Raw genomic sequence first — 5,413 nt, 5'->3', positions numbered from 1 at the left:
ATCGGTAAAGTTTGCATTCGCTGCAGAGCCGTTTCTGAAGAGCAATTCATAGCCGAAGGTTCGTTTATGCCTGTCCAGTACAGGCTGTCTCCCGATGTATACCTTGTTCAATTCTGTTGTTTGCCAGAAAGGGTCCTGTGAGTCTGGCAGCGATTGTGCAGTATGATCCAACATTATTGTCCTTAATACTATCTGTATTATCGGCAGGGTGATGGATTTGATTAAAGGGATTTTGTCATATTACTCCTTAAGTTTTTTGGAAACCCTCCGATTAATAATTCAAGGAGGACGAATCCATGGATGATGGAAAGATCTTGCAGCTTGTTACCTTCAGGTTGGAAAATGAAGAATTTGGCGTGGACATCTTAAAGGTCCAGGAGATCAACAAGATGATGAACATAACCAGGATACCGAATGCGCCTTCGTTCATTGAAGGTGTCATCAACCTCAGGGGGAAAATAATACCTATTATAGATTTGAGAAAAAGACTTGGTTTTCATAACAGGGTGTATGATAAATCGACAAGGATCATAGTTGTTGAACTCGATGGACTCGTACTTGGATTTATTGTTGACTCTGTTTCCGAGGTCCTGAGGATACCCGGTAATACAATAGAACCGCCACCATCAATCGTGGCCGGGGTAGAATCGGATTACATCGAAGGAGTGGGGAAGTTAAATGATCGTTTGCTGATCTTGCTTGAGCTCAAAAAGATATTTGCTTCACCGGAGCGGAAAGAGATTGAAAATATAGAAATGAATTAGTGTTATAGGGATAGTATGAGCGAACCATTCGATGTAAACTTACTCAGTAATGTCCAGGCACTGGACAAGAAGTTATCCATTTCAAAGGAATTCGTTCAGCTAAAAAGAAAGAATATATCCGACAGGAGAAAGAAGTCCGGAAGTTACCATGGGAAAAAACTGCTCGATGAACCTGACGGGGATGGTTATGATGACGGCGCTGATGAAGATGTCTCAAAACGCACGATAGACATCACAGTGTGAAAAAATTACCCATGTAGGAAATATTTTCCGGTGAATAAAGCCGTATTTCGTATTTAGTATATCGTATATAGTACACTGCAAAAGATCCCCCAGGTTTATTTCGATATACGATATACTAAATACTATTCACTGGTTTTTTTACTATCCACTGCCTTTCTTGTGACTCCCATCATTGTCGGCATCCAGTATCGAGCATCCAGCATCGATTTTGAAGTTCACGATCTACTATATACTATCTACTATATACTATCTACTATATACTATGTATGGCTTTCCTGGCATATATATTGCATTTTATAAGGCATGAGTTTCTTCGGTACGGTAAGCGGCAAATTTATTAACGAGAGGAGACTTGAGGTTATTACCAATAATATGGCCAACGCGCTTACTGCGGGCTATAAGGCGTCAAAACCCGCATTCAGCATGATGACAAGCGAGAAGGCGATAAATACCGGTAACAGTGAGCTGAAGAATACCTATGTCGGTGTTTATGACACATTTACGGATTTTTCTGACGCCCCGATTATTGAAAGCGGTTCCACATTCGACTGCGCTATCGATGGCGCCGGTTTTTTTGTCATAGAAGGAAAGAACGGCAACACGTACACGAGGAACGGGCAGTTTACGCTGGATCGTAACAACAGGCTCGTAACGATGAGCGGCGACCCTGTGCTGGGAAATGGCGGAGAGATCACGATAGATGTTGATAGCGCGAAAGACAAAACAGTATCCATCGAAAGAGATGGCTCAATATTTGTCGGTAAAGACTTAGTGGACACTTTGAAGATCGTAGATTTTGACGATAAACAATATCTGAGACCTTCCGGAAGAAGCTTATTTGTGAACGTAAACAGCGAAAACCAGGAGAAGACGCCTGATTCGTTTTCCGTGAAACAGGGCTTCTATGAATCCTCAAACGTCAATGTTTTTAAAGAAATGATAGAGATGATCAATACATTGCGGGCATATGAGTGCTACACAAAGGTAGACCAGTTCTTTTCCGATATGTACACGAAGCTCGTGGATCTGGGAAAGTTTTAGGAGGTAATAATGATAAGGGCATTATGGACAGCCGCGACAGGGATGAATGTGCAGCAGGTGAACCTTGACGTTATAGCGAACAACATTGCAAACGTCAATACAAATGGGTTCAAGAAATCGCGGGCAGATTTCCAGGACCTGATGTACCAGACATTGAGGGTCCAGGGGACCAGGACGGACAATGGGAACCAGGTACCGACAGGAATACAGATAGGACTTGGCGCTATGCTGTCTGCGGTTCAGAAGATCTTCCAGCAGGGAGATTACCAGAATACCGGGAATGAGCTTGATATGGCCATCCAGGGGAATGGTTTTTTGCAGGTTACCCTTCCTTCAGGGGATAAGGCCTATACACGTTCCGGCGCCATGAAGAGCGACTCCGAGGGGAAGATAGTCACATCGGACGGCTACCTCCTTGAGCCAAACATCACGATCCCGCAAAAGACACTCAATATTTCCATCGAATCGGACGGCACCGTGTCCGCCCTTGTTCAAGGTCAATCGAGTCCGCAGCAGATCGGTAAGGTTGAGCTTGCAACCTTCGCAAATCCTACGGGTTTAAGGGCAATAGGGAAAAATCTGTTTGTAGAGACAGATGCAAGCGGTACCCCGACAACAGGCAAACCGGGGGACAACGGAATGGGAACTTTGCTGCAGGGGTACTTAGAGATGTCAAATGTGAATATCATGCAGGAGATGATCAATCTCATCATAGGACAGCGGGCATATGAGGTCAATTCAAAGGCTATTCAGGCTGCCGATGAGATGCTCCAGATGGCGAACAATATAAGGAGATAACGTGAAAGGCAGCGGAGAGCAGAGAGCTGAGAGCGGAGAGCAGAGAGCAGAGAGCAGAGAGCAGAGAGCTAAGAGCGGAGAGCGGAGAGCAGAGGGCAGAGGGCCAAAAACTAAAATAGAAAATCGGGGATTGAGGAGCAGGAGGCGTACTTTTCTGAATTTGTTTTTATTATGCTTTTTACTCTCCGCTCTCAGCTCTCAGCTCTCAGCTGCTTTTGCCCTGGACCAGTCGGTCATTGAGGCAAGGCTTACGAGGTTTGTAAAACAGATATACAACGATGACGATGATGTGCGTATCAAATTTAACTCTATGACAATTTCCCGGAACGAAAAAACAAAGATCAGGAATATCAGCTTTCTCGAGATGCCCGATGCAAACGGCGCCGGTATCTGTTCACTGGAGTTGGAGCTGGATGGCGGAAGAACGAGGAATGTCCATGTGCCCTTCAGGGTATTTGCGAAGAGGAAGATATTCATGATGAGACATCCCGGCAAACAGGGAGACGTTATAAGAAAAACCGATATTACCGTGAAAGAGATATATTTGAGCGGCAGAAACAATGAGTATCCGGCTACCGTTGAAGAGGTTGCCGGGAGGGTACTAAAAAGGGATATAGCCGCGAATACGGTTGTTACGAAGCAGATCCTTGAGGAACAGATCGCGTTGCAGAGGGGGGATCTGGTCAATATTGTTGTCGAGAGTAAAAGGTTGCTTGTTCAGGCGAGAGGGAAGACAATCGATAAGGGGAGGATAGGTGATACGGTAAGGGTCAAAAATGTTACCTCCGGCAAGGAACTCGTCGGCAAGGTTACCGGCAGCAATACCGTTGTGGTCCAGTTTTAGGAGACATGATGGAAATATATAAAACAGTGATATGCGTTATCATCTCATTCGCTGCCCTTACCGGTTGTGGCACTCTTTTTAGGAGACATGATGGAAATATATAAAACAGTGATATGCGTTATCATCTCATTCGTTGCCTTTACCGGTTGTGACACACTGCAACAATCGCGAATCAAAGATGAGCCGTTTGTCATAGAGAACACATATAAATATGTAAAGCCAGCCTCTGTGGATCTTAAACCCGGAAGTATCTGGAAAGGCGATAACGGCAGCAATAACCTCTTCGGAGATCAAAGGGCAAAAGGCATCGGCGATATCATAACCGTGAAGATCGTTGAGATCTCGCAGGCAACAGAATCGGCGACGACAGATACGAAGCGGTCAGGTGCAGTTCAGCTCGGCGTTCCCAACTTTTTCGGGCTGGAGACAAACAATATACCATCGAGTATAAGCACTGACAAGTTTGTCAAGGCAGATACAAAGAATGACTTTAATGGTTCGGGTGAAACGACGCGGACAGGTTCGTTGAGTGCCACTATTGCCGCGAGAGTGGTTGATGTTATGCCGAACGGAAATCTTGCGATAGAGGGGAAGAGGGAGATCAGCGTCAACAAGGAGAAGAAAGAGATATTGTTTCAGGGGATCGTAAGGCCAAAGGACATTGCCTATGATAACTCTATCCTTTCAACACAGGTTGCGGACGTAAAGATCATCTATACGGGGATAGGGGTACTTGGTGAAAAGCAGAGCCCTGGATGGCTTGCGAGGATATTTGATCTGGTCTGGCCTTTTTAGACGTGGCCAAGAGTTATATGCAGATATAATGGACAACGAAGACAATGAAAAAGATAGCAGAAACAACTGAATACCTCATGTGCAGACGGAAAAAGGAGAGTATTATATACTTCCTGCTGTTTTTCGCGTGTTGCATGGTCATGTTCTTTATCTTCTCTGCGAGAGACGCTGATGCCGCCCGTATAAAGGAGCTTGGCTACATCAACGGAGTGAGGTCAAACCAGTTGATCGGGTACGGGCTTGTTGTGGGACTGAACGGAACAGGCGACAAATCGAATACCCTCTTTACATTCCAATCACTCGCTAATTTACTCGACAAGATGGGGGTAAAAGTGAATCCAACGGCCATAAAGGTAAACAATGTGGCGGCGGTCATGATAACCGCCGACCTGCCTCCATTTGCAAAGACGGGCAACAAGATCGATGCTGTAATCTCCTCGATGGGAGATGCGAAAAGTATTGAAGGAGGCGTTCTTCTTCTTACGCAGCTCAAAGGTGCCGACGGCGAGGTCTATGGAATTGCCCAGGGTCCCATAGTGGTTGGGGGTTTTATGGCAGTCGGCGCGGGGGCGTCCATACAGAAGAATCATCCTACCGTAGGCAGGATTGTAAACGGGGTATCGATTGAGAAGGAGATCCCTTATGAGCATTTGAGAACGGAAACGATTGTTGTCTCATTGAAAACGCCTGATTTTACAAACGCGAGAAGGATTGCCGACCGTGTCAATGAGGTCTTTGCGGGTTCTGCCCATGCCAAGGACGGCGGAACAATAAACGTCACAATCCCGGACGCGCTACGGCCCAATCCGGTAAAATTTCTTGCCATGCTTGAAGGCCTTGAGATCAAGCCGGACAGTCTTGCCAGGATAGTCGTCGATGAAAAGACGGGGACTGTGGTCATAGGCGAAAATGTCAGGATATCGACGGT

7 protein-coding genes are annotated in these 5,413 nt (G+C 45.8%); all 7 read left to right on the top strand.

Going from position 1 to position 5,413, the window contains the following annotated elements; translation table 11 throughout:
* The first annotated feature begins 296 nt into the window (after positions 1-296).
* Positions 297-764, top strand: a complete 468-nt coding sequence (locus tag PHU49_14075; GenBank protein ID MDD5245133.1) for a chemotaxis protein CheW — start codon at positions 297-299, stop codon at positions 762-764.
* Positions 765-779: 15 nt separating this feature from the next.
* Positions 780-1,007: a hypothetical protein gene (locus tag PHU49_14070; protein MDD5245132.1), complete on the top strand. Its 228-nt coding sequence runs from the start codon at positions 780-782 to the stop codon at positions 1,005-1,007.
* A gap of 303 nt (positions 1,008-1,310) precedes the next feature.
* Positions 1,311-2,048: a flagellar basal-body rod protein FlgF gene (gene flgF, locus PHU49_14065; protein MDD5245131.1), complete on the top strand. Its 738-nt coding sequence runs from the start codon at positions 1,311-1,313 to the stop codon at positions 2,046-2,048.
* A gap of 9 nt (positions 2,049-2,057) precedes the next feature.
* A complete protein-coding gene (gene flgG / locus PHU49_14060; protein ID MDD5245130.1) occupies positions 2,058-2,846 on the top strand; it encodes a flagellar basal-body rod protein FlgG in 789 nt (262 codons plus the stop codon).
* Positions 2,847-3,006: 160 nt separating this feature from the next.
* Positions 3,007-3,690 carry a flagellar basal body P-ring formation chaperone FlgA gene (gene flgA / locus PHU49_14055; protein ID MDD5245129.1) on the top strand — a complete coding sequence of 228 codons (684 nt, stop codon included), beginning with the start codon at positions 3,007-3,009 and terminating at the stop codon, positions 3,688-3,690.
* 87 nt (positions 3,691-3,777) lie between these two features.
* The gene (locus tag PHU49_14050) at positions 3,778-4,485 is read left to right on the top strand and encodes a flagellar basal body L-ring protein FlgH (protein MDD5245128.1); all 708 of its coding nucleotides are present in this window, start codon (positions 3,778-3,780) and stop codon (positions 4,483-4,485) included.
* Positions 4,486-4,529: 44 nt separating this feature from the next.
* Positions 4,530-5,413 (top strand): flagellar basal body P-ring protein FlgI (locus PHU49_14045; protein MDD5245127.1); only part of this gene is annotated, 884 nt, incomplete at its 3' end.

This window comes from Syntrophorhabdaceae bacterium (assembly GCA_028713955.1).
Lineage (GTDB): Bacteria > Desulfobacterota > Syntrophorhabdia > Syntrophorhabdales > Syntrophorhabdaceae > UBA5609.
The sequence above is the reverse complement of the archived record's forward strand: the minus strand, read 5'-3'. Positions and strand labels throughout refer to the sequence as shown.

Coding starts and splice junctions, on each gene's coding strand:
- PHU49_14075 (MDD5245133.1), top strand. CDS start 297: ATGGATGATGGAAAGATCTTGCAGCTTGTTACCTTCAGGTTGGAAAAT.
- PHU49_14070 (MDD5245132.1), top strand. CDS start 780: ATGAGCGAACCATTCGATGTAAACTTACTCAGTAATGTCCAGGCACTG.
- flgF (MDD5245131.1), top strand. CDS start 1,311: ATGAGTTTCTTCGGTACGGTAAGCGGCAAATTTATTAACGAGAGGAGA.
- flgG (MDD5245130.1), top strand. CDS start 2,058: ATGATAAGGGCATTATGGACAGCCGCGACAGGGATGAATGTGCAGCAG.
- PHU49_14050 (MDD5245128.1), top strand. CDS start 3,778: ATGATGGAAATATATAAAACAGTGATATGCGTTATCATCTCATTCGTT.